The organism is Mucilaginibacter tolerans (assembly GCF_030519375.1).
GTDB lineage: Bacteria > Bacteroidota > Bacteroidia > Sphingobacteriales > Sphingobacteriaceae > Mucilaginibacter.
Map to the genome: position 1 here is coordinate 43,657 of NZ_JAUMKB010000003.1, position 22,716 is coordinate 66,372.

Annotated in this window: 16 protein-coding genes; 4 read left to right on the forward strand and 12 right to left on the reverse strand. The window is 41.5% G+C overall.

From position 1 onward, the window contains the following. Positions 1-3: 3 nt before the first annotated feature. The 11 genes from Q3A68_RS04910 to Q3A68_RS04960 form a co-directional block, all read right to left on the reverse strand. Positions 4-1,671, reverse strand: coding sequence for a glucoamylase family protein (locus Q3A68_RS04910; protein WP_302899938.1), 1,668 nt, complete (start codon positions 1,669-1,671; stop codon positions 4-6). Between the two features lie 100 nt (positions 1,672-1,771). After that, positions 1,772-2,662, reverse strand: a complete 891-nt coding sequence (locus Q3A68_RS04915; protein WP_302899939.1) for a LamG domain-containing protein — start codon at positions 2,660-2,662, stop codon at positions 1,772-1,774. 15 nt (positions 2,663-2,677) lie between these two features. After that, a complete protein-coding gene (locus Q3A68_RS04920; protein ID WP_302899940.1) occupies positions 2,678-4,180 on the reverse strand; it encodes a RagB/SusD family nutrient uptake outer membrane protein in 1,503 nt (500 codons plus the stop codon). Positions 4,181-4,188: 8 nt separating this feature from the next. Continuing rightward, the gene (locus tag Q3A68_RS04925; protein ID WP_302899941.1) at positions 4,189-7,245 is read right to left on the reverse strand and encodes a SusC/RagA family TonB-linked outer membrane protein; all 3,057 of its coding nucleotides are present in this window, start codon (positions 7,243-7,245) and stop codon (positions 4,189-4,191) included. Between the two features lie 262 nt (positions 7,246-7,507). Beyond that, positions 7,508-10,396 (reverse strand): ligand-binding sensor domain-containing protein, encoded by a 2,889-nt coding sequence (locus Q3A68_RS04930; protein WP_302899942.1) that lies wholly within the window; start codon positions 10,394-10,396, stop codon positions 7,508-7,510. Positions 10,397-10,413: 17 nt separating this feature from the next. Continuing rightward, positions 10,414-10,995, reverse strand: a complete 582-nt coding sequence (locus Q3A68_RS04935) for a hypothetical protein (protein WP_302899943.1) — start codon at positions 10,993-10,995, stop codon at positions 10,414-10,416. A gap of 104 nt (positions 10,996-11,099) precedes the next feature. Beyond that, complete coding sequence (locus tag Q3A68_RS04940; RefSeq protein ID WP_302899944.1) at positions 11,100-12,212, reverse strand: NHL repeat-containing protein; 1,113 nt, start codon at positions 12,210-12,212, stop codon at positions 11,100-11,102. 121 nt (positions 12,213-12,333) lie between these two features. Beyond that, positions 12,334-13,281 (reverse strand): oxygen-dependent tRNA uridine(34) hydroxylase TrhO, encoded by a 948-nt coding sequence (trhO, locus tag Q3A68_RS04945; protein WP_302899945.1) that lies wholly within the window; start codon positions 13,279-13,281, stop codon positions 12,334-12,336. A 267-nt stretch (positions 13,282-13,548) separates the two neighbouring features. Next, positions 13,549-16,005, reverse strand: a complete 2,457-nt coding sequence (locus tag Q3A68_RS04950) for a DUF5686 and carboxypeptidase regulatory-like domain-containing protein (protein WP_302899946.1) — start codon at positions 16,003-16,005, stop codon at positions 13,549-13,551. A gap of 141 nt (positions 16,006-16,146) precedes the next feature. Further along, entirely contained in the window at positions 16,147-16,284 is a 138-nt protein-coding gene (locus Q3A68_RS04955; protein WP_302899947.1) for a hypothetical protein, read from the reverse strand. Positions 16,285-16,756: 472 nt separating this feature from the next. Next, positions 16,757-17,752 (reverse strand): DUF6515 family protein, encoded by a 996-nt coding sequence (locus tag Q3A68_RS04960; protein ID WP_302899948.1) that lies wholly within the window; start codon positions 17,750-17,752, stop codon positions 16,757-16,759. A gap of 764 nt (positions 17,753-18,516) precedes the next feature. Here Q3A68_RS04960 and Q3A68_RS04965 point away from each other — a divergent pair. Beyond that, the gene (locus Q3A68_RS04965) at positions 18,517-18,846 is read left to right on the forward strand and encodes a hypothetical protein (RefSeq protein ID WP_302899949.1); all 330 of its coding nucleotides are present in this window, start codon (positions 18,517-18,519) and stop codon (positions 18,844-18,846) included. A 35-nt stretch (positions 18,847-18,881) separates the two neighbouring features. Here the strand turns inward: Q3A68_RS04965 and Q3A68_RS04970 are convergent, their stop codons facing one another. Then, positions 18,882-19,517, reverse strand: a complete 636-nt coding sequence (locus Q3A68_RS04970) for a class I SAM-dependent methyltransferase (RefSeq protein ID WP_302899950.1) — start codon at positions 19,515-19,517, stop codon at positions 18,882-18,884. Between the two features lie 218 nt (positions 19,518-19,735). Here Q3A68_RS04970 and Q3A68_RS04975 point away from each other — a divergent pair, with 218 nt between their 5' ends. The 3 genes from Q3A68_RS04975 to Q3A68_RS04985 all read left to right on the forward strand — a co-directional run bounded on the left by Q3A68_RS04975 (position 19,736) and on the right by Q3A68_RS04985 (position 22,631). Continuing rightward, positions 19,736-21,331: a DUF1593 domain-containing protein gene (locus Q3A68_RS04975; RefSeq protein WP_302899951.1), complete on the forward strand. Its 1,596-nt coding sequence runs from the start codon at positions 19,736-19,738 to the stop codon at positions 21,329-21,331. A 189-nt stretch (positions 21,332-21,520) separates the two neighbouring features. Continuing rightward, the gene (locus Q3A68_RS04980; protein WP_302899952.1) at positions 21,521-22,072 is read left to right on the forward strand and encodes a DUF6252 family protein; all 552 of its coding nucleotides are present in this window, start codon (positions 21,521-21,523) and stop codon (positions 22,070-22,072) included. A gap of 130 nt (positions 22,073-22,202) precedes the next feature. Continuing rightward, on the forward strand, positions 22,203-22,631 hold the full coding sequence (locus tag Q3A68_RS04985) for a hypothetical protein (protein WP_302899953.1): 429 nt from the start codon (positions 22,203-22,205) through the stop codon (positions 22,629-22,631). The last annotated feature ends 85 nt before the right edge of the window (positions 22,632-22,716 follow it).

The following is a 22,716-nucleotide window of genomic DNA, read 5'->3' on the forward strand; positions in this document are numbered from 1 at the left end:
GTTTTATAGGTTCGGGCTTTGAAAGCCCAGGTTCTTCATACCTGTTTTTACTTCTGGACAACTCATAAATAAATTCCAGAGCAACCCGCTGCGGTAATTTTCTATCATATCGATGATCGGCCCCTGATCAATAGCCAACGTAGAATTAGCAAACCAGGCATCATTAATACTAAAAGCATCATAAAAGCCATATTGCCCCCATATTTTATCGCCCAGTTTGTAATAAAAGTACCGGAGGGCCGCCATCGATTGTGTTGGCGTATAAGGCAATGACGATATTGCAGCTGTTGGCGCAATCACACCCAAATCGTTTGTTGGCGAACTGGCTGTATAACCGTTCTGGATGTCACTGGCGGTCAAGCCCCAGCAATTGGCGCTATAGCCGCTATACCCATTAGGATTTGATACGCAATATTTATAGTTGATCGTGGCATGAGCTTTATTCTGCACATCGTAGCTTGCATAGGCATCAGACAATCCATTTGGGTTAATCCCTAAGAAAGAATAATGCGCAAAAAACAACGGACCACCTTCGGCCGGGCCTAAAGGTAAGGTCACGCCGAAATAAGCATTACTATTCTTCATAGCGCCATTCATCGCCCAACCACTATCATAAACAGCCTTGGTTATCGGGTGTGTAGTAGACGATGCAGCCATCACATAAGTAATTAAAGCCTCATCCCAACCATTTACCTGCATATTGTTCGACCAGGCATAGTTTGGGCTCCAATGCCAGTAAAGTGTATTTTGTCCATTTTGCCTGAACCAATCCCATTCTACTGCCTTCCATAAAGTATTTATGTCATTCCTTAAGGCAGCTTCCGGTACGCCGGTATCATTAAAGTATTGACGTGCGGTTAACAGCCCTTGCATCAAATATGCAGTCTCGACAAGATCAGCGCCATTATCTTGTGTGCTGAACGGTACGGCAACACCCGTCGCTCCGTTCATCCAATGAGGAAAGGCGCCATGAAAGGTTTGAGCTGTCTTCAGGAAGCCAACGATTTTCTGCATACGGGCCAAACCATCAGCGCGCGTAATAAATTGCCTGTTGACAGCAGCTACAATAGCCATTATTCCAAATCCCGAACCTCCAGTAGTAACTATATCTCCTGAAGTATTCCGCTCACGCGCCAAACCGCTTGTGGGGTGACCGAAGTCCCAGAAATATTTAAAGGTTTGTTTCTGTACCAAATCGAGCAATGCATTGTCTGATATGACAGGGAATTTATTTGTGGTATCGACAGCCGTAGTAAGCTGCAGCGAAACCGAACTTTGTAAATTACCACCAGAGGATGAGCTCAATTTTGTGGAAACTGTCAAAGAATACTGCGTAATAGCCTGCAATGCCGATGGCGTGATCACAATTGTACTGTCGTGATTATCATAAGCTGTTAAATAAGAAACTGCGGTCCCTGTTTTCGTATCAAAAGTTATACTTTGAGCGGTCGAGTTGTGATTGATAGCCGCTGAAAACGATATACGGATAACAGGTTGGGTATTGACATTTTTGTATGCTGATGAATTAATGGAGACGCCATTTACTTTCAAACCTGCAAAACTGAATGAAGAAGGTGTTACAGGCGTGGGTGATAGCTGTTTCGCTTTCGAGCAGCTCCATATTTGTAAAAGTAAAACCGTAGCTATCGAGCAATTTCGAATGCTTCTCATCTTCTCCATTATTCTATCAGAATTCAAAAATTGGCATTAAAAAAAGGTTGCAGTCCGCCAAGTTAACGGACGTACAACCTCAACCTAAATCAATCAACTGTTATCTTCCCGCTTTTTCAAGATTATATAAGCCATCAATCTGGCTCGACGTTAATGGCCTATTGTATACCCTTACCTGGTCTATATCGCCATTTATCGCTGCAGCCCAACCTTGTGCGTCTGAACCTGTGGTAAGCGATGGCGTGGTTTGGAATTGTAAGGTTCCGAAAACCATAGGGCCGGCTGCTGACCAATTGAGAGGGGCAAAGCCCTTTACTTCATTGGTACCTACAGAAGCGCCGTTATAGTAAACTTTCACCATTGATGTACTATCTGTATAGTGACCGGTATATGTTACGGCGATGTGGGTCCATTTATTCCAGGGGTCAGTAACTGAATAACCTCCTTCCCAGGCGTTTGAGCTCCCGTTATTTGCAGCATCCGCCAGACTTGCATTGTTAAACACATGCACTTTAAGCTGTCCTGTTGTTGCGTTACCGCCATTATCATAAAATATATCGAAATTACCCCAGAAGTTACTCGTATGTGACACGCTCACAATACCGGCAGCGCCTGTATTTAGCGGCATTTTTACCCATACACTGATCGTAAAATCAGTTAGCGATTTTACCGCATCTGGGGTGTTAACGACTACATAACTATTACCGGTTGCGATCAAACCTTTTCCTTTTGTCCCGTCACCGAATGACGTACTTGTACCAACACCAACTACCGACGAAAGGCTATCTTTCAGGTCGCCATTAAATGGCCAGTAAGCTACAAGCGCTCCCGGTTGGATATCTTTTGAGTTGGCATATCCATCAAACTTTGGCAAAGGTTTTTTAGGCGCATAGGACTTAGCGTCAAAACCTTTCTGACATGAGGATAGCGCAAAAACTACAGCCATTGTACTGATACCGGCTATAATTATATTTTTAAATGTCTTCATCATTTTCTCTTTTAAAAATTAATAACCGGGGTTTTGAGTTAAGGTACCTGCGCTCAAGTCGATTTCATTTTGTGGCAAAGGCCAAACTTCATTTTTGCCTGCTTTCCAACCTCTTGCACCGAATAAAGCAGCGGCCCTGCCCTGGCGGATCACATCAAAATAACGGTCAAACTCCATAGCCAATTCTATGTGACGTTCGTTCCAGATTGCTGTACGTAATGCCGTTTGATCAGTAGTTGTAACCGGATGCAAAATTGCGTTATTTCCTGCCCTTGCCCTTGCACGCACAAGTTCTAGCGAAGCCAGTGCTGCAGCAGTATTTCCAAGCTCGTTATTTGCTTCAGCATTCATTAACAACACATCTGCATAACGCAAGCAGATCTTATTTTGCTGGCATCCTTCATTAAAACCCGACACATAAAGGCTAAATGGCACGTATGATTTTTGATTATACATCGTGCTGTTACCTCCTGATGTCGGAATTACATCGCCCTCTGGTGTGGTTTCACCCCTGAAAATAATAGTGGCATCGCGGCGGGGGTCGCCTACTTCATATGCCGCAGCCAGGCTTGCGCTTGGCACATTAAAGCCCCATCCGCCACCAGTTGAGCCGTCGACCCCTTGCACTTGTGAGTACTGTGAGTTAGATGCATCGGGATTATTTGGAACCAGCATACATTGGATCTCGAAAATTGATTCAGAATTGTTCTTGTTATTTGTTCGGAACATTTGCTCATAGTTAGGGAACAAAGTGTATCCTAAGGCCATAACCTGGTTTGTATAAGTCAATACGTCATTCCATTTAGCCTTATTTGTTAATGTTTGATACATAGCCGCTTTAGCGTGAAGCGCCAGAGCTGCGCCTTTGGTTATACGGCCAACATCAGTTCCGGAGTATGTCTGCGGTAGTACAGCTGCTGCATCGGTCAGGTCAGTTTCTATAGCGGTCCATACTTGTGCCTTGGGAGTACGTGGGATATTGTATTCAGAAGCACCTTTAGGGACATGCAAGCGCAATGGGACATCACCAAATGCGCGTACTAACCTGAAATAACACCAGGCGCGGATAAATTTTGCTTCAGCCAGGTAACGCCCCTTTAAAGATGCATCCATGTTAATGTTTGGTACATTATCTAATACCTGGTTAGCAAAATTGATGGTTTTATATTCGCCACCCCAAAAGTCGGAAATTTGCCCTTCACCGGAATTCGCTGAAAAATTATGAAAATCGTTCATAAACGTCGCGTCGTCCGCCCTGCTGCCCTTGTTCACATCATCCGAACCCATACTTTCAACGGCGATTGACGCAAATGCTATATTTGACCATTCGTGCAGGTTAGCATACATAGCATCAACAGCTTGAGTGGCATCGTTCTGCGTTTTCCAGAACTGTGTTGCTGACTGATTACCTGCTGGATTAACATCTAACCAGGACTTTTTACACCCCTGAAATGCTACCATACAAGCTATAAGGCCAAGCCCTAAAGTTCCTTGTAATATTTTTTTATTAGTTTTCATCATCTTTCAAATTAAAAAGTAACGTTAACACCTAAGTTATAAGTAGCGAACAGTGGATACACCTCCGTATCTATTCCTCTGCTAAGCGCTGCTCCGCCAATTTCGGGAGTGAAGCCTTTGTACCCGAATATATTGATCGCATTTTGGGCATTCGCGTAAACCCTCAGTCGTTGTATCCCATATTTCTTTAATGACAAACCCGGGAAGGTATAGCCTAATTGCGCATTACGAACGCGGAAATAAGCACCGCTTTCTACAAAAAATGAATTTGGCTTAGAGTTATTATTTGCACCCACGTTTGTAGACGGATAGGTATTAGAAGTTCCTTCCCCGTGCCAGCGGTGTTCGTAAAAGTCTTGCGTAAAGTTCTCACCGCCAAAGCGGAAGCCGATATTAGCATTGTATACATCAACATCTGCCACACCCTGCATGTCTAATGCCAGGTCGAATTGTTTATAGGTAAATGAAGTATTAAAACCGTAGGTGATCTTGGGATTTGGGTTACCGATCACTACGCGATCCTTGCTGTCAATTGATCCGTCATGATTTGTATCCTGGTAAATAAAGTCACCGGGCTGAGTGTTTGTACCTTTTTGAGGTGAACCATCAACCTGCGCCTGCGTTTGGAAAACCCCGGTCACTTTGTATCCATAAAATTCGCCAATTGGCTCGCCAACCACAGTGCGGGTTGCCAGGTTACCATTGGCAATACCATTACCGCCAGCATAAATAGGGTTCTTACCGCTCAAAACAGTTAACACCTTGTTGTTGTTAACGCCGATATTACCGCTCAAGGAATAGCCGAAATCACTGCCAATTTTGTCTTTCCAGGTAATCAAGATTTCAAAACCTTTGTTTTGAATAGTTGCCTGATTGCCTATCAGGTTACCGCTATTGGTACCAATTGATGCAAGAACTGGGATGGCAAATATGGCGTCTTCAGTTTTACGGTTATAATAATCAGCTTCGAAAGATAGCTTATTATGTAAAATCGCTCCCTCGATACCGAAATCTGTCGAGTTTGATACTTCCCAACCTGTTGTTGGAGGGACAATGGTATTAATACTTGCTCCCTGGCGTGCTACCTGGGGGTTACCAAAAATAGCTGTCAAATATGGATCAGCCGCAACGGTTTGAACCGACGGGTTAATAGGTACGCCAGAATTACCAATTCTGCCCCAGCTTGCCCGAAGCTTCAGATTATCAAAAACATGCTGATCTTTCATGAATGATTCGTTACTGATCACCCAGCCACCACCTATTGAAGGGAACCATCCGTAGGGGTTTGGATAGAACTGCGAAGCGCCATCACGCCTGATCGAGGCATTCAGCAAATACCTGTTTTTATACGAATAGTTGATACGTGCAAATTGTGATAACGTGCGGTTGTGAATTTGATCAGTTGCGTTTCTGATACGGGTTACAGTAGTATCCCCCTGTGGGTACGAATCATATAAATTACCGCTTTTTACATATGGTACGCCATTCCCATTTGCCACAATCTGATAAGTTCTGTAGTTCTGCGCGCTATAACCAAGAAGAGCGGTTAACTTATGATCTTTGTATTGGAAATCATAAGTCAGTGTATTTTCCCAGATCCAGTTTTTGGTTTCGGTATGTTCGATATTCAAATTTGTTGTAGTGGTGGTTTGCGCAACCGTAGCTGCATATAATGGTGTAAATCCTCTCGCCTCCAACTGACCAAGATCTCCGCCAAAACTCGTTCTGAATTTTAAGCCTTTTATTATTTTCAATTCAGCATGCACATCACCTGTGAAGCGATGATCCACTGTACGGTGATTATTATAATCAAGGGTCACTTCAGGATTAAAATTATTGCCTGAACCCGTGCCATAGTCAGTTGGGTCACCATATTTACCATCATTATAGAACACAGGCAGCGTGGGCGATGCGGCATAAAGTTGGTGGAATATACCGCCCGGAGCATCTTTTGAATAGCTGTAAACGCCGTTTGCATTGTATCCAATAGACAATATGCTCAGAGGTTTAAACTCATTAGAAAGGTGCACGGTAAAACGCTGATAATTATTATTTCTAACCAGGCCGTCCTGATCTAAATAACCAAAAGAATAGTCGTAGGTTGATTTCTCAGTCCCCCCGCTTAATGACACCTGGTGACTGGTTGTAAAGGCATTTCGAAGTATTTGTCCATACCAATCTGTACCCTTACCAAAACTCGCAGGATTATCAAATATCGGTGGTTTAATATCATCCGGACTGGTAGCTAAGTTGTTACCATACGCTACTGTTTCATTAATAGCCTGCGCATACTCAGAAGCCGTAGCCATTTTAGGCTGATTTGTTGCAGCCTGGAAACCAACATATCCGCTATAATTGATGTTAGGTTTGCCTTTTACACCTTTTTTGGTGGTGATGAGTACTACACCGTTAGCTCCTCTTACACCAAAAATTGCTGTACTTGACGCGTCTTTTAGTATGGTGACATTCTCGATGTCGTTGCTGTTTAAGAAAGTAATATCATCATACCATACACCGTCAACAACATAAAGTGGGCTTACGTTACCGTACACGGTACCCAAACCTCGAATACTGATAATTGGCGCCGAGCCAGGTGTACCATTGTTGGTAATAGTTACGCCGGCAACTTTACCTTGCAAAGCACTTACCGGATTGGCATCGGGCTGCTTGGATATGTCAGCACCTTTTACCGTCGAAACAGCTCCGGTGTTATCAATTTTGCGTTGTGTACCGTAACCAATAACTACTACCTGCTGTAGTTCGTTTGATTTTGCTAATAATTTAACATTGATTGTGTTTTTTCCATTCACAGCAACTTCCTGGTTGGTATAGCCGAGATAGCTAAACATCAAAGTTCCGTTTGATGGAACTGCCAAGGAAAATACGCCGTTGGCGTCGGTTTGTGTACCCGTTGCTGTACCTTTCACGGTTATACTTACCCCTATCAGGCTCTCGCCGGTGGTGGCATCAGTGACTTTACCTTTTAAAGTAATGTTCTGTGCATAGGCATAAGTGAAGAAAAAGGAACACAACAGTACCAACCCTGAAATAGTAAAGATTCTTTTCATGTGGTTCTAGAAATTAATTTAGGAATTGATTAATTGGTTCGTAACAGCTACGAAGTTGTGGAGATAATACATTTTTAACAAATAACTGCACTCTACATTATTACATCATTTAAAAAGTAGTTTCTCAAGGGGATTCTATAATTCAACACAACGAATTGATTATCAAAATTATAACATCAAACATGTGTATGCCAAACATACTACATTTAAGAAGTGCCAGGTAGTACATAAAGAAAGGCCAGTGAGAGGTAATGATGTAGTGTTATAGCTCCATGAGAAACTCCACGAGGTTCTTATCGTGTTCTAGATTGAGTTTCTTGCGTAACCGGTAACGCCGGATCTCGACCCCGCGAACAGAAATGTTGAGCAGGGAGGCCATTTCTTTACTGTTCATATTCATGCGCAGGTAAGCACAAAGTTTAAGATCGTTGGGGACAAGATCGGGATGCTGCGCCTTTAATTTTTTAAAGAAGCTTTCGTGAGCTTCATTAAAGCTGCTTTCAAAAAGATTCCAGTCACGCTCATCACTCATGCCATCATCAATTACTTTTTGAATCTTCCTGAGCTGATCTTCCGACAGCTTTTTGCCTGAGCTGTCTTTAAATTGTGTTATCTCGTGACTGATCTTTTGCAACAATTCGTTCTTGTATACAATATTCATTGCAGAATTGGCCAATTCGCGGCTCTTGCTGGCCAAATCGGCTTGCAATTGCTCATTCCTTACTTTTGCGATGCGTTGCTCGTTAGCAATGGCCTCCTGCTTTAAATATTCATCATGTTCCTTCTTCATCCGCTCCTGGATATGGTGCTGGTGGCGTTGCAGTTTTAGGCGATAATATTTACGTATTAAAAAGTAAGCCAATACAAGCAACAGAACATAGCATATAATTGCAATACGCCCCGCGTACCACGGAGGTGATATGGTGAATGTTAAAACGGTTTCGGGTGATATATTTTGATCGTTTACTTTAGCACGGACTTTAAAATGGTAGGTTCCCTGGTTAAGGTTGGTGAATTCTTTCTGACTTAGTGTGCTCCAATCAGACCACTGGTGCGAGTAACCCTCCAGGTAGTACTGAAACCGTATTTTCTCCTGCCTGTAAAATGGCAGCGAATAAGATATACGGATATTATTTTCGGAATACGGTATTTCTATATCGCCCTGGCTGCCATTGCTAGCTATTGTTATAATCTTATCTGTAATATTCTCCACTCTTCTGATTAAAACATAAGGGAGCTTGACATCACTCTGCCTTAATGCGTCCTCATCATTCATAATCACAAAGCCATCATCGACACTGATAAGGTAAATGGAGCTATTAATGCGGCTAATGTTCTCATAATTCTGCACCATCCGGCCCTCAAGGATACTGAACCGGTTTGAATCGATACCAATCTTACCCGGAATAGAAAAATCGGCCAGCGAAACATGCCCATGATTAATAAACCAGTATTTTTTACCAAGAGCCGGGATAATTTTGTTTGATCTTGCAAAAGACCCCAGCTTTTTGTTCAGTTCATCGTATTTTGAAAAACGGTCGCTGATATCATCATAGACATAAAAACCTGAGTCTGATGCGAAAACAATCCGGTTATCAAGGTTAAATACATTTATGTTATAGCTACCTGGCAAGCCGTATTGCTTGTCGTAATATTTAACCGAAGTAGCTTTTTTCAGGTCGCTACTCAGAGTCACTTTATAAATGCCTTTATAAGCATGGCTCACCCATAATTGTCCTTTATTATCTTGCTCCACATAGCGCGATGGCTCGCCAAAACCTTCTATTTTATGGTCGAACACCCAGTTGCCTGAATTGTCTTTTTTATAAATGATCAAGCCGGTATATGTGCCCTGGATCAGTTGATTGTTGTTGAGTTTTTTTATCGTCCAGCCACCGCTGATGGTAGTGATCTTCGAAATAGCATCACCATTTACCTGAAATGTACCCGTATTATGCCCGCAGAGTAATTTACCACCTTGCAATGATAGTTCCCAAACCTGCCCCTGCGAGCCGGGGATCAGTTTAAAATCAAACGACTGAAAAAGTCGCCTATTACCGTTCTCTATCCAGTCGCTGTAAAACAAGCCCTGGTTAGTACCGAGGTATATTTTATTATTAAAAATGATACTTGAATAAACCGTTCCAAAACGACCTGTCTTATCAAAATAAAAGTAAAGAGGTGAGTTGATCTCAATACGGTCTATCCCATTATCCAATCCGGCCCAAAGGTTTTGCTCATTATCAATATAAAGGCTCAAGACGGTATTATTCTGTAATCCGCTTGATTTGTTGATCTGCTGAATTACATTACCCGTGGTGTCGATAATGATGATCCCGTTCAGGATGGTGCCATAGGCTACATATTTGCCTATCCGTACGCCATTGTTTAACTGATAATTCTTTAAAAAATCACTAGCTGGGGTGTACCAGGGTTTGATCTGCCCACTATCATATATAAACAAACCGTTGCGTGCTGTTCCGATCAGGTACCGGTTAGCTGACAACTGCAAAATGGACAACACCCCGCTGTTACCCATTATGTTGCTGCCACTGACATATTCAAGTTTGTTGCCTCTTAGTTCGTATAAGCCTGAATTAACCTGCTCAACAAAATACCGGTTACCTGTTTTGAATAGGAAAAGATAAGGCTGGGGCCCTTTTACTACATTTATCCTACCATTCTTAAAAATATAAATTGAACCAAACGACTGGAAAACAACCTGGCTCTTATCAACATAAATCTTCCAGATTTCCTCATTTATAGGCTGATATTTTTTAGGTACAAGCTGGTTAAGCGAATGATATGTAAACTGTCCGCTCTTATTGTTCTCCCAATACCCCAACTCGCCAAATCCGCCTGCGTACACCTTACCGTTACCATCAGCAGCTACTGAACGAACGATCAATCCATTAGGCATTCGGTAAGATTGCCAGTATTTACCGTCAAACGTGAGCAGGCCTTCCGAGTTACCGAAATACATGATACCGTGCTCATCGCGTGTAACCGACCAGTTTTGATTACCCGACTGATAAATAGCTTTGGTATAATTCTGAACATAAGGCACCCCGATACTTTTTATATCGGTACCAGCTGCATGCAATGAAGCCAGCAACAAAGAAGATAAAATGATCAGAATGGATTTTCGCATAGGCCTGTTTTCACGAATTAACCTTTCAGCTCATTGGCTATATCGTTGAGCAAATAATCTATTTCTTTTTTATATTTTGGATATATCTCTCTTATTTTAGGACTAACTTTAAAAAATACAGCCTTACAATTTTTTTCGGTTAGCTCAGCGCTATGATTATTTATAAAACCCCATCCCAATTGATTTAACAAATCATGATCGTTTCTTAAAAGAGATAAGACATCCTCCGGTCGTTTAGCAAAAATCTTTTCGAATGAGAAGCTTAGCTGCTCTTCTGCCGAACCATGCTCTCTTTTCAAATAGTTTATATACTCCCTAGCAGCGCTGTGGCTGTTTCTTTTAAGGCATATCTGCCCAAACAAGTAGGTACGGCTAGCAATAACATATTCATGACCATTCTTTTTACCTATATAATCGTAACACTTATCCCTCTCCAGCTTTTTTAATAGTTGAACGGAAATATCCAAATCCAAATCTGTTAATGAGTACTTCTTTGAAATGATCGTTAAGGCTTTAAATTGATTAATGCCGCATCCAGTCTGCGCGTGCAGCGAAGAAAGCAGCAAAAAAAATAAAATGATCAGAATTGGTTTACGCATAATTAAGTTTACCCTCGTCCCTGAGAAAGGCATAGAGACGAAAATACGACTTGGGCAGATGCCAAACAAACCTAGTACATTTATCAGAAAATATCGCCCATCGATTATTGGGTAATATCAGGGATTATTTTTCTTATCTGGTTATTTGTTTCGTCGCAAACAAATACATTCCCCTTTGCGTCCACAGCTATACCATGCAGATTATTAAAAGTAGCTGACAAATTCTTGCCATTGCTGCTGCCAACAATACCACTCCCCGCTAATGTGGTTACTGTACCATTGGGCGTGATTTTTCTGACAACATTATTGCCATTGTCGGTTACATAAACGTTGCCGGTGGCATCGGCTGCTACATAGTAAGGATTTTTAAAAGCAGCTAACTCACCCTGTTGATCTGTTAGTCCTGGAGTTAATTGTCCTGCCAGGGTAGTTACAACAGCGGCCGGCGTAATCTTCCGTATCATGTTATTAGTATTATCTGCAACGTAAATATTGTCAGAAGCATCAATTGCCAATCCTCCGGGAAGACTGAAATTAGCGGATGAACCTATTCCGTTAGCAAACCCTGGTCCTCCAAATACTTTACCCGCAAATGTGCTGACCTGCTTATCTGTACCAATTTTCCGTATTACGTTATGATTATCGGACACAAAAACATTTCCTGCACGATCAACCACAATACCATCTGGCCCATTAAAAGTTGCCAAGCTGTCGACGCCGTCAGCAAACCCAACAGTACCATTTCCTGCATATGTAGTAACAGCACCAGCAGAAGTTACTTTTCTAATTACATTATTTCCGAAATCGGCTACGAAAACATTCCCTAATGCATCTACAGCCACCCCAGTTGGATTATTAAACATAACATCCGCGCCTGTTCCATTTCTGAAGCCGGCAGTACCATTTCCTGCGAGCGTACTTACTGTCCCATCAGGCGTAATTTTCCTGATCATATTATTTGCCTGATCGGCAACATAGAAATTTCCGCTGGCATCAATAGCTAATCCGTTTGGAGCAGCAAATGTAGCAGCATTGCCCTTAGCATTATTTGCCCCCCAGGCTCCTCCACGTCCTGCGAACGTATAAGTATAACCAGGAAGGTCTGCCGGAGGCCCCTCATGTACGTTTGACTGTTCAGCCTTCTTGCAGGCAGCCGCGATAAATATTAACAATAATAGCGATAGATAACGGCGAGAAAAAACATTGGTCGGTTTCATAGTTGATAAGATATTTGGTAAATAGAAATACAATAACAATTACGTTAAGAAAGGTAATTTGTTACACGCTAAATAAATTAATTCTTATAAGATTGCCTTTGCAACCTGACTTAACTGACGATCAAACCTTAGCGCCTTTTTTTTCATTCACCGGTTGAGGAATTTTTACATAATATCCGGTACCGTCATATTCACGTTTCCTTGGGTGCGATTTACAGTCGTTGCTGCAGCAACCATCCAGGGCAGTGCCACATTCGTCGCATTGAGTAAAATGCTCGTTGCACTCCGGGTTGGCGCAGTTGATCATTTTATCGGTCTGCTTGCCACAGTTAAAGCAGGTTGATATCACAACCGGATTAACGGAATTGACATCTACGGCCAAACGATTATCAAAAACATAGCACTTGCCTTCGAAATCCTCGCCACCTGCTTCTTTACCATATTTAATGATACCGCCATGCAACTGGTATACATCCGTAAAACCTTCATGCAGTAGTAGGGCTGAAGCTTTTTCGCATTTAATACCACCTGTGCAATAGGTAAGTATCTTTTTATCTTTGAATTGAGCGAGCTCGTTTATTTTAGCCGGGAAATCTCTGAAGTTCTCTATATCCAGCGTAATGGCATTCTTGAATTTACCTAGCGAGTGCTCGTAGTTTGAACGCACATCCAAAACCACCACATCATCCCGGTCTTTCATTGCTAGAAAATCTTTTGGCTCCAAATGTTTGCCGGTCTTTTCCATTGGGTTGATGATCTTAGGATCACGCAGGCCTGAATGTACAATCTCTGATTTATAGCGCACATGCATTTTCACAAATGAAGGCTCATCCACTTCGTCGATCTTAAATTCTGTAGTTGCAAAGCGAGCATCGGAATGAACAGCGTCCATATAGGTTTTGCAAGCATCAGCCGTGCCTGATATAGTGCCATTAAGGCCTTCGTCAGCTACGATGATACGTCCAAACAAACCTAATGATTTGCAAAACTTCAGATGATCGGCAGCATACTGCTCCGCATCTTCTATTGCCGAATAGCAATAATAGAGTAGTGTGTTATACTTTGTCATAAACATTGATACTGCTGCAAACAGCGTTAAATGAGCCGCAAATGTACAATTTTTCGGCAATATTCTAAAAGTATGAGGCTACAAGGTTCAGATAGGGCTTATAATTAATTACGGCACAATTAATTATTTATTAGATAAATAATTTTTCTTTTTAAACAACTTTTATATATTTGCAGCACCCTAATTAATTCTTTATACCGAAAATCCCCTACTAATATAGCAGGGGATTTTCATTTAAGTGCTGAATATCAACCCCTTAAGCTCTCGTTATTTTATACCATAGAATATCCTGAAGCCCTGCATTGTTTTGTGATTACCCTCGAAAACAAATCCATAATCGACACGAAAGATCAATCGCTGTACACCAAAATAGAATTCTGAGTAATTATGATTGTTATTTTCGCTCAGATAATTCGCTCCTATAATCTCATCGAGCTTTAACCGTCTTAAACCGGGTATATTATTAAACAGGTAACCAGTAAAGTTATGTTCAAAATGCGCTTCAATAAACCCCTGGTTGGCGCTATAAGTATAAAACGGCAGAAAATGGAAACTGCCGGGTGTCGGGTCGAATGTAGTACCCTGGTTACCCTGGAAATGGTTATAGTCCATAAAGTATAGTTTATTGCGGTTGAAAAAATCGCCCGCAGTAAATTTGAATGACGAAAAGCCCATCATACCAGCATTCAGATGTTCCTGGAAAACTTCAATGGATGCAAAATCATAATCAACATCTGAACTTAAAATACCTTTTATTCCTTTGCGATAATTCACTCTAACCTGTGGGTATGGCGATGGTTCATAAACCCTGCCCGTTGGTCTTGTGTCATACTGCTGATCAAAGGTGAAAGTGACAGATGTGGACAATGTCAACGCCTGATTTTGCGGAAAGAGCACAGAGCGATCCGTTGCCGCACTATCCGGCGCCAGGGGATTATTGGATGTAAAGCGTCTGCCCTTATATGAAGTTATAGCATAGTAGGAATTGTTATACAACTGCGTGCGGTTTGCGTAGGATAAATCCGCTTTAAACAATACGCCATTGGCAATATCGCGCTGGTATCCTATTTCGCCATATTCTGAGCGGTAAAACTTTACAAAGTTTTGCTCGCTTAATAAAGTACTCAGCGTATTAAAATAAAGCGAACGCGTGCCCACATTGCTCAGATCAAGTATGGCGGTCCCGCCCCCAAGAGTAATCTTCCCACGGTTATTAGGATCAAAATCATATTCCCCCTTTAGTTCGGCGTTAAATTGCTTGCTCGAATAGCCATACCGTAGATCAGGTGTAAGGCGGTACGATCGTTGCAAATCAAGATAATGGACATAGGTACCTCTCAGGTTAATCCCTGCACCTTCTACGGTGTTATAAAATACGGTCTGGATAAAAGGGTCAACATAGATCGAGTCTTTATTATTGTTATAGGTCGCCTTATACCCAAAAGGAATGTAAGGTAATGGCAGGAAAGCATTTTTACTTTGCTGATCAGGAGCGTACTTTTGTATCGCCTTCTCCAGTTCGGCTCTAAATTCCTTTTTGGTATAATCCCTTTCCTCCTGAAGTGTTAATGGTACCGGGCGGGCACTGTTCCAATATGCAGTATCACGACTATTTTCAACGGTGTCCATGCGCATTCGCTCACCGTTAAAATAATGTTCCGGGAAATTAGGATTCAGATTATAGTGATTATAAATATTGAGATAATATCCTTCAAACTGAAAACCTAGTACATTTCCTTTAAAACTATATTGGGCAGCCAATGGCATCCATATACTATCAGTTATAGGTACATATTCCTGGCTTACACGTATAGTATCTACCAGGTTAATGCCGTTATCCTTTTTAGTGAGCATCAGGTCAGCGCTGTACAAGCGCCAGTCGCCATCTACGATATAAATAAACCCGGCAAAAACGGGATCGTAGGTATGTTTGGGTACCACTTTAATTTTATGCACCGCAACTCCATCCTCTATTTTTGTACCGATCAAATCATACTTATAATAATGGGGAGCATTGGAAGCCAAAGGCGATATAAAGCCATGGCTACTTAATCCCTGAACGAAGAAAAGGTCTTTATAGAAATTCACGGCCAGATCTGACGCCTTGTTGTAACTAAAGGCCGTATTCTGACCAAATGATTTAGATGCAATCATCTCTTCTTTCACTTTATCGGGCAACTGAAAATTGTAGTTGGTTAAGGATTCGGATTGATACAATATTCCTTTACCTGTACTGTCTACACTCAGCGCATCGGCAACATTCTGGTTCATCAGTGACTTTGGTGCCCGATCGAGTTTCTGAACGCCCTTTACATACACCACACACGAGTATTTCTTTACCTGGTTCAGGAAATATTTCCGCTTTGCAAGCACATGCTGCATAATATCCATAGCTGAGTCGCCGCTGAATTTTTTGAGCACATAGTTTTCATCGATCAATTGCACGTTATGGTACATATTCTGATCAGTGATGGTTATTTTCTCTGTAACTTCTCTATAACCCACAAAACGGTAAACCACATTGTATGTGCCGGGAGCAAGCTTGAGTTGATATTTCCCTTCTTCGCTGGCTACTGTACCATAAGTTGAATTCTTGATGTAAACAGCAGCATAGGCTATTGGCTTGGTGGTCTGATCGGTAACCCTGCCGTTCAACAAATAGGTTTGAGCGTTAGTAGTTAAACTAATAATGATGGCAGAAATAAGCAGTAGGTATCTTCTCATTATTTTATAAAACCCATATTGAGCACCGGGCTTGCAAAATGTTTGTCAAAATAAGTATTTAAGCGATATTCCATTGCACATAAAAAAAGAGTTCACAAATGGAACTCTTTTTCTTTCATAGGTAGATGATAATTATGCAGATCAGGCAGCTTGTTTAGCCTGGTGTTGTTTTTGATTTGAGCGTACAGTCTTAAAATTCCCAAGATCTGCCAACAATAACGCTTTTAATTCCATATCAAGCGCTTTTATTATTACGGTGCTTTTATTTAAGTTCTTCATAGGTAGATGTTTGTTTTATAGTGATTACCAATTTTATGCCAAGCTTCAAAAAATAGCAAATCGTTTGAAAAATCCAGTTTTTGATGATCATTGGCTTTCTCCAAAGTATGTCCGGATATACAAGGTGTCTGATTTTGTATACAAAATCATCCACAACCAAGTTGAAAAACCCTGCAATAATTTATGAAAAGATCAGAAAGGGTATAAAAGAAAAAATCTCTTGCCGCCCCCACGTCAAGAGATCTTAGTCAGATAATTGCTGTTAATGAAATAACAAATATGACTGCTTTTACGCAATGTGCAGGCAAAAGGTTACCTGAAAATACTTTATATAACATATTTTTTATGCCTCATTATCAACATTTTACAAATATGCACTAAAAATATAGTGAAATAAAAAAGGGATATCCCGTCGGATATCCCCTGAAATTTAATTTAACCTCTTCCAGGTATGGAAAAGACCTTTAAATCCTTATTGTTGAATTTCGGATCGCTGTTCGTTGTTGTTGTTATCCTGGTTATCAGAAGAACCCGCACCATCAATGCTTACAATTTTATAAGCTTTTTTACCGTTCTCGTCCCTGATCTCCTGGTAATAGATGCCATCTTCTGATACATAATAAGTGGTGCCGGATAGTTTTACCTTGCGGCAATCACGAGGTAACTGGCTGACAATATCTCCTACCCTTGGCATAACAGAGTTCACGCCGGATGCGCCCGTATTCAGATGGCCGTCTTTACCCATTACCTGGTAAACCACTGTTCCGTCATCTTTTGTAACGGCCTGATAATATACACCATTCTTTTCATAATACTGCTGACCATCTATCACAATAGATTGCGCGCCATTTGGCAGGGCATTGATAGCTGCGCCTATCGGAGGTTCGACTACAGTGTATTGATTATCATTGTAGGTGTAGAAAAACCCGTCGCTATAAAAGTATGGATATCCCCCCCAATAAAATGGATAATAGCCATAAGGAAGGAAACCAAAGCTTAAACCTAACCATGGGTAATACAGGCTTCCGTAAAAACCGCCATAGTAAAAGTAGCCGCTATTGTATCCCCATCCATAGCCGTGGCCATAATAGCCCCCATGTCCGTATACGCCGCCACCCACTGAACCTGGTACATACCCGCGATGAGCGCCCACACCTACAACAGCGCCATTCCTTATGGCGCCGCTACGTACCCCGTAACTTCCCCTTGAAGCGATCACACTGCCACCGCGGGTTGCAGCCACGCTACCGCTACGGGGTGCAAAACTACCGCTTCGTGGAGCGGAAATACCCACAGATGAACGTGCGCCTGAAAAGCCGCCGCTGCTTACATGGCCACCACCCCCGCCAGAGAAACCGCCGCCACCTCCGCCGCCGCCTCTATGCTGAGCAGTGGCTGTTACAGCCATAAACAAACACATTACTGCGCTCAAGCCGGTAAGTGTCAAATATTTGAATATCCTTTTCATGATCTTATATTTTGATATGATAATTTTTTAGGTATTTGCAATATAACGTATAAGTTTTTCAATAGTATCAATAGGGCGATAAAAATCTCCGAGGCGTTAGAAAAACCTCGAAAGCCAACTCATCAAATACGTAGTGTGCAATAGCTAAGATAAGCATATTGCTGCGACCGCTGCGATTTTATAGCCCTTGCAACGATAGTCATCAGTTTTAGCAACACTGCATTCCCTGCAATTATAAATACGAACGCAAGATTGATTTGTAACAGCCTGCTAAACATTTCGTGCTTATTTTCTATAGCTGATTTGTATGCACGATGAACTAAAACCAAAAGATTGGTCCCTTCATTTCTAATATGCCTTACCGATTTTATAACAGGTTGAGATTTCACTTGGGGATAATTACCTGTATTTGTTGTTTTTAACGGGCTAAACCTGGGCGAATAAATAAGATAAGTAACTGCAATAAAAAGATAGATTGCTGCCGAAAATACAACAAGGCATTTTTTCACGATGGAATTCCCCGCCCTCATTACCCTTTTATAAGTAATAATAAATATACGTAAAATTACTAACTAAGACTGCAGGAAATGCAAAATGTTTAATCGATAGAAAAATAACTTTGTTATGGCTTTACTTCTTATTAGCCCAGGGCCCTAAAAAAGTCGAGGCTTTTTTTTATTACCAAACTGTTAATAATTATTTATTCAAAAGCATACCTTCTTTATAACCTATTGAAAATTATTTGCGTTTAACCACTTATGAAAATGGAAGGCGGACTGCTCATCAATATGAGCTCAGAACTAGCAAATTATTTTAAAGGTCATCCCGCAGAATTGCCCCCTGCAGTTGACGTAAACTCCCTGGAGGTTAGAAGCTCATCCTATTTGATCGAGCATATTGAAAATTACACACAGAAGCCTTTTACTGATAAGTTTTTGTGGTGTGTGATATTCCCAAAATCAAAAAATCCTCTGTTTGAATACTTTTATTTTATCGATTACAAGGCGGTATATAAAGGAGAACACGGAATTGTTTCGGCCAAATTGATGTACGAAAACAAGGACTTTTCTTCAGCATGGTATTCGGCTAATTAATCCGGAGCAATACCAATTCTAAATACACCGCGCGATCAAAAACCGGGTTCAATAAAAGTTTTGTTCCTGAAGCTGCAAAACACAAAACTCTGAATGGTGTGAAAAGGCGTAATATGCATTTTTGTAAAGCACCTTATTTTCTCAAAATACCTCGCAAATAATTCCGGCAAACTGTTTTCTGAATATTGCTGAACAGGTAGGCCGCTACATTTTTCAGGCCCTTCTTCGCTAAAAGTGCTCAAGATCATATAACCATCCGGGGTTAGGTATTTATGCACTGTCTCCAGGTATTTATCCTTCTCTTCTTTATTAATCAGAAAATGAAATGTAGCACGGTCATGCCATAGGTCATATTTCTGATCAGGATTAAATTCAATAATATCCTTCACTATCCATTTCACTTGCGAAGCTTTCTCAGCCAATCTTTCTTTCGCCCGCTCGATAGCTTTTATCGAAATATCCAGCACCGTAATGTTTGTATAGCCCAGCATTAATAAATAATCCACCAGCAGACTATCTCCGCCGCCTATATCAATGATGGCTGCATCCTTTGGCAGCTTAAAGAGTTTTATAATATTTAAGGAAGTTTCGGGGATAGGTTCATACCAACTCACCTCGGTTAACTGTTTGGTGTGATACACATTTTCCCAATGTTGTTTTCTATCGGACATCGTAATAGTTATAATAGTTAGGGGCTTAAATCTCTAAAAGTTCAATAATACACAATAAAAGTAAAAATCACACTTATAGAGCGATCCCCACGGAGCGTTTTTTAACTTGAATTGTTTTGCAGCGCCGGTATTATCCCGAAGCAGTGACCTGACGACAGGAAAAACGGAAAAAAAATTCTGATATTTAGCATAACCAATAAATCTAAAACACCACATCAATGAGATCAAATTCACAAAGGTTATATGTAAGTATTTACACGTTTAGCATATTGGTTGTATGCCTTTGGGCAAACGCCGTAAAAGCACAATCCCCGAATAAGGAAATACGACCACGCATTGTTATTACTGCCGACCCGGAGCTCGACGATAATAACTCGCTCATCCGTTTTTTGCTGCATAGCTCTGATTTAGATGTGGAGGGACTTATTTATGCCAGCAGCGGTTACCATTGGAAAGGAGACGGCAAAGGGACCAAATGGTATGTTCCGGGGCGGGAATATGCACGGTTCGGTTTGGATACCTGTCCATGTGCATCGTGGCGCTGGGCAAAGAATGAACGCTTTATTGACGATGCTGTCGAAGCTTATGAAAAAGTGTACCCCAACCTGAAAGTGCACGATCCCAATTATCCCCTGCCTGCTTTACTGAAGTCGAAGATCCGGTACGGAAATATTGAGTTTGACGGGGATATTTCAAAAAATTCACCGGGGTCCGACCTCATCAAATCCCTGATGCTGGATGATAAGCCGGGGAGATTGTACATAACCGCCTGGGGAGGGCAGAGCACCATTGCCCGCGCACTTAAATCAATACAGGAGGAATACGAGAGCACAACGCAATGGGAAGCAGTTAAAAAGAAGATATCCCGAAAAGTTGTGCTGCTGCCATCCGGCGATCAGGATGATACGTATGCTAAATATATCAAGCCTAACTGGCCCGATATTGAGTACCGCCAATTCACCGGAGGGCCAAACTATGGTTACGGGGCTCAATTACGTGCAAAACCAGACGATTCGGTTTATATGACGCCTACATGGATGAAGCAAAATGTAACCGACCGTGGGCCATTAGGCGCCTTATACCGGGTATGGGGTGATGGAAAACAAATGGTAAAAGGCGACCGAATGGACTATTTCGGATTGACGGGTTATACCAATGAGCAATTAAGAAAGATGGGATATGCGGTGTGGATGCCCGTTCAGCCAAAAGGGGCTTGGCTTGGCGAGGGTGATGACTTTACCTTTATGAATATGTTGGGAAACGGGCTGCGTGCTTATGAAAACGGGTCCTATGGCGGGTGGGGCGGCCGTGCGATTAATGACCCTAAGTATAACCCATTTTCTACTCCTGCAACTGACACATCTCAGCAAGCTATGGCCGCTACATTAAGTTCAATGACTGAGCAGCTGAATAAAAGTGCAAATGGGTATCCGGATTTCTTCCCTGCGGCACAGCGTGATTTTGCGGTCCGTCTTAAATGGTCGGTTACGCCGGCTTTCTCCGGTGCTAATCACCCGCCTGTTGTAAAGATCGAAGGCCCTTTAAACATTTTAGCATCTCCGGGAGAAACTATAAAATTAAACGGGGCGGTTTCTGACCCCGATAAAGATAAAGTGGTTGTTAAATGGTGGCAGTTCCAGGTTGGGACGTATCCTGGTAAGATCACGATCTCAAATTCCGATAGCCAGCAACTAAAGTTCCTTATCCCGAAAGATGCCGTGTCGGGGCAAACCATTCATGTTATTTTGGAGGCTACAGACAATGGCTCGCCATCACTTACAGCATACCAAAGGGTGATTATAATTGTGAAATAGCAGGCATAGTTTGCAGAGTTGCCTGAGCCATGATTTTTCGCTAGCGATTGTTTTTTAATGGCGTTCAGGAGAGCGGCAGCGTTAACTGATTACTACAATTCTTAAGACCACTGGCAACCATTCACCATAAAATTATCGTATATGTTACGTACTACTGTAATTTGAGTGAATGCTGAAAAACATAATACCATGAATACATTAAAACATTTACTTAAGGCAGCTTTGTTATTCACTGTAGCGCTTTTACAAAATTGCAAAAAGGAGGCCATTAATACCCCTGCTGCTCCGCCAAAACAAGGCATGTACGCCCTGATCAACGACACTGCCTGGACAGCAGTAACCATAACGGCATTGCTGGAGTATGACGCCAGCACAGGTAAGATATTTACTTTGAGAGGGACGACAGGCGACAAAATCATACAACTTACAGCCATCCAAAACAATGTTGCCGCCGGTAACAATTTTCCGGTCGGCCCTGCAAACAAAAACTTTGATAGTTTCGGTTATTACATAATGCCAATACACCGCGCCCTTACTGAACAAAATCCCACTGCTGGCACCGTCGCCGGTACCAGCCTGGTGATAACTTCCATTGACACGGCTAACCGGCTTATCTCTGGTACATTTTCATTTCCACAGGCGGATACTGCCTACGATGCAATCGGCAATGTTACTGTAGTGCAAAACAACCTGATTACCAACGGATTTTTCAAGCAGGTCCATTATGTATATACCCCATAGTTTATTTGGCGCCCACTCTTGAACAATAACAACTTCTGGCCTCTATCCTGATAAGCCTATGGAAATAGAAGATATTGTGAGACTGGCAGATTAATCCTAACTTAAGGCTACTTAAACAGTAGCCTTTTTTATGGCTTATAAATTGATGAAAAACTATTATTATTTATTTTGGAGCGATGCTGTACAACGTTTTATTAAGCATCATCCTAAGGAAAAAGTAACGAAACCCTTATTTCTAACTTCTTGGATATTTACACTGGCTGTGCTTAGCACAATGCTTTGGCTAAAATATTTTCATGTTTATCAAAGTAAATTTGGTGCATTTGGAATTTTTACAACTTTTGGCGAAAAAATACCCATCCTTTTAGAGATGGTCGTAGTATTCCTATTAATTTATAGTATAAATTATGTTTTGATATTTTGGCGGAATAGATATCTTTTGTTCATTGACAGATATCCTTTGGGACGATTTAACCACAGTGGGTTTGTTACAATATCTATGTTGGGATATTTTTTATTCACTATTTTCTTATATGGATATTTAAGTGGTCAGATGTAGATACAACTACCGAATTAAAACAAATCCAAACTGAGACACTACCCCTGATAACCACCCACAATTGGTAAAATATGATATATTTGAT